At 51.1% G+C, this 3,383-nt stretch carries 3 protein-coding genes and 1 rRNA gene; 1 reads left to right on the top strand and 3 read right to left on the bottom strand.

Translation table 11 applies throughout. The annotated features are described in order from the left end of the window. Positions 1-701, top strand: a 701-nt coding sequence (gene coaA / locus MYY08_RS00795; protein ID WP_288012537.1) for a type I pantothenate kinase, incomplete at its 5' end; no start/stop codon positions are given. 61 nt (positions 702-762) lie between these two features. Here the strand turns inward: coaA and birA are convergent. The 3 genes from birA to rrf all read right to left on the bottom strand — a co-directional run bounded on the left by birA (position 763) and on the right by rrf (position 3,166). After that, on the bottom strand, positions 763-1,725 hold the full coding sequence (gene birA, locus MYY08_RS00790) for a bifunctional biotin--[acetyl-CoA-carboxylase] ligase/biotin operon repressor BirA (protein WP_038629785.1): 963 nt from the start codon (positions 1,723-1,725) through the stop codon (positions 763-765). Continuing rightward, on the bottom strand, positions 1,722-2,759 hold the full coding sequence (gene murB / locus MYY08_RS00785; protein WP_038629784.1) for a UDP-N-acetylmuramate dehydrogenase: 1,038 nt from the start codon (positions 2,757-2,759) through the stop codon (positions 1,722-1,724). Before murB ends, birA begins: the two co-directional genes overlap by 4 nt. A 291-nt stretch (positions 2,760-3,050) precedes the next feature. Then, positions 3,051-3,166, bottom strand: a 5S ribosomal RNA gene (gene rrf, locus MYY08_RS00780). Between the last annotated feature and the right edge of the window lie 217 nt (positions 3,167-3,383).

Below are 3,383 nucleotides of genomic sequence, written 5' to 3'. Positions count from 1 at the left end.
GCCAAAAGATTCCTTATATTATCAGTATCGCTGGAAGCGTAGCCGTAGGAAAAAGCACGACCGCCCGCGTGTTACAGGCGTTACTGAGTCGCTGGCCGGAACATCGCCGCGTTGAGTTGATCACAACGGACGGCTTTCTGCATCCGAACGCCGTGTTAAAAGAACGCGGCCTGATGAAGAAAAAAGGATTTCCGGAATCTTACGACATGCACCGACTGGTCAATTTCGTCGCCGACCTGAAATCAGGCGCAACAGAAGTGACGGCCCCGGTCTATTCACATCTGATTTATGATGTCATCCCGGACGGCGATAAAGTCGTTCAGCAGCCGGATATCCTGATTCTCGAAGGGCTGAATGTGCTGCAAAGCGGAATGGATTATCCTCACGATCCGCACCATGTCTTTGTGTCTGATTTCGTCGACTTTTCTATATACGTCGATGCGCCTGAAGATCTGCTGGAGCATTGGTATATCAATCGCTTCCTGAAGTTCCGTAAGGGCGCTTTTACCAATCCCGATTCCTATTTTCATCATTACGCTCAGCTTGTCGAAGAGGAAGCGGTCAATATCGCCACTCAGCTCTGGCGGGAAATTAACTGGCGTAACCTGAAAGAGAATATTTTACCGACGCGAGAACGTGCGAGCCTGATTCTGAGCAAGAGCGCAAATCACGCAGTGGAAAAGGTTAAATTACGTAAATAGAAGATGAATAGTGCTTCTGGCGGCACAGATGCCGCCAGAAGAGTGTCTGCTTATAAAGCAATCAGTCCTGAGGCCGTAAAGATATTTCGCCGCCTACCCAGGCTTTAGTTACGCCATCCTGTTCCAGCAACAGCCCACCCTGTGGATCGATGCCGCGTGCAATGCCTAATACTTCACGCTCGCCAATCAGTAACTTAACTGGTCGGTTAATAAAGTTATCCAGGCGCTGCCAGCGTGAAATAAATGGCGTGAGGCCTTCACGCTCAAACTCTTTCAGGCTGCGTCTTAGCTGATTAACCAGCACGCTAACAAGCTCATTACGGTTGATGGCAATTCCTGCTTCCTGCAAATTAATCCAACCCTGATTTACTACGTTCGCATCCGGGGAACGCATCGCCAGGTTGATGCCCGCACCGAAAACAATCTGTGCCGCATCACCTGTTTTGCCCGTCATTTCAACCAGAATACCCGCTAACTTACGATCGTTCAGATAGAGATCGTTTGGCCATTTGACTCTTACATCTTCCGCACCGAGCTGCTGTAGCACCTCAGCAATCACAATGCCGATTACCAGGCTGAGTCCCATTGCCGCAGCGGGTCCCTGATCGAGGCGCCAGTACATGGAAAGATAAAGATTAGCGCCAAAGGGCGAAAACCACTGACGGCCACGGCGGCCACGTCCCGCCTGCTGGTATTCTGCAACGCAGGCATCTCCGGTCTGTAGCGTGTTCATACGTTCCAGTAAATACTGGTTAGTCGAATCAATAACTGGAATGACAGCTACACCCTGCTGTTTCAGGGCGGTGTTTATTTTATCTTCATCCAACAGTTCAATCGGCGCCGGTAAGCAGTATCCTTTTCCCGTCACGGTAAAGACATCCAGCCCCCACTCTTTCAGCGTCTGTATATGCTTATTGATTGCGGCACGGCTCATGCCAAGTTGCTCGCCAATCTGCTCGCCGGAATGGAATTCACCATCTGCCAGGATAGCAACTAACTTTAACGGTACGCTGTTATCTTTCATGCTATTACCTCAACGGCATTCTCTTCACCTTCGGCACCGATAAATCGCACTTCCGGCTCCAGCCAGACATCAAATTTTTCACCGACGCGTTGCCTGACAGCATGCGCTAACGCCACTACATCCGCTGCCGTGGCTTGTTCGATATTAATCAGCACCAGGGCCTGCTGTTGATGCACGGCAGCGCCGCCGACCCGATAACCTTTCAACTGGCATTGATCGATAAGCCAGCCAGCGGCCAGCTTAACCTCACCGTTGCTTTGCGGATAATGCGGAGCATGCGGGAAATCTGCCAGAAGCGAAGCTGCCTGCTCCGCACTAACAACGGGATTTTTAAAAAAGCTGCCGGCGTTGCCGGTTAAGGCGGGATCGGGCAGCTTGCTGCGCCGCATATGACACACCGCATCGAAAATCTGCTGCGGCGTTACGGTGGCTGGATCCAGACGCGTTAAATCGCCATAGCTCATTACAGGTCGCCACCGTTTTGGCAGTATAAAGCCAACAGCAATGATGGCGTGGCCATGCTGCAACTGATGCTTAAAAATGCTGTCACGGTAGCTGAACTGGCACTGCGCCGCTGTGAGTCGCTTAACGCTCCCGCTGTTTAACTCCAGCACATCAACCCACTCACAGACATCCTTCATCTCTATGCCGTAGGCGCCTATGTTCTGGATCGGTGCCGATCCTACACAGCCAGGAATCAACGCAAGGTTTTCCAGGCCGCCGATCCCCTGCTGTAATGTGAAGGTCACCAGCCGGTGCCAGTTCTCCCCTGCCCCTACGTGTAAGCGCCATGAATCATCATCTTCGTTGACAGCGATGCCTTTGATACGGTTGATTACCACAATGCCGCTAAAAGCTTCCAGAAACAGTACATTGCTGCCTTCGCCAAGCAGCAAAAAGGGTAAGTTCTGCCGCTGGCATTCTTGCCAGGCGGCGACGATCTGGTCCGGGCTTTCTGCTATTACCACTTTGCGCGCAGCTGTATCAATAGCGAAGGTATGAAGGGTTTTCAGTGAGTATTCAGGGCTGGACATGAAACGGCCTATTTCCGGTTAACTGTGGCCAGTTTACCTGATAGGCATAGCGGGAAGAAAATATTATCGGTGTGCTTTAAAAAGCACAGATAAAATAAAACGAGATGCATAAAAAATCAGCGCGTTGAGTTGGTGTTTTATGCAGCAGAAGACAAGCTGTATAAAATTGAGCGTTAAAGACAGGGCAAAAGCTGTAGAGGAGCAGGAAAAATAATCGATCCAGGCATTTTTTCATAAAATGCGGATACGAAAAAGCCCCAGCTTTCGCTGAGGCTCTGTCGCTTGTTTGATGCCTGGCAGTTCCCTACTCTCGCATGGGGAGGCCCCACACTACCATCGGCGCTGCGGCGTTTCACTTCTGAGTTCGGCATGGGGTCAGGTGGGACCACCGCGCTCTCGCCGCCAGGCAAATTCTTTGTGCCGGAAACGAATCTCCCGCGCTGCTGCTGCGTTGGCCGCATTCGCATCACTCAGTCACATACCGCTGTATGCTCCTTCCTGATGTCTCATTTGCCGCCTTGCTTCAGCGCAACATCTTTCGTTTCCGCAGATTTCTTTTATCCGGTAAACAAAGCTGAAAATCGTCTCTCATCCCCAAAACGCCTGTGGCGTTGTAAGGTTAAG

The sequence above is a fragment of the Mixta sp. genome (assembly GCF_024610815.1).
In the GTDB taxonomy this organism is placed as follows: Bacteria; Pseudomonadota; Gammaproteobacteria; order Enterobacterales; family Enterobacteriaceae; genus Mixta; species Mixta calida.
Note: the sequence above shows the minus strand (reverse complement) of the source record. Positions and strands in the feature narration are given on the sequence as shown.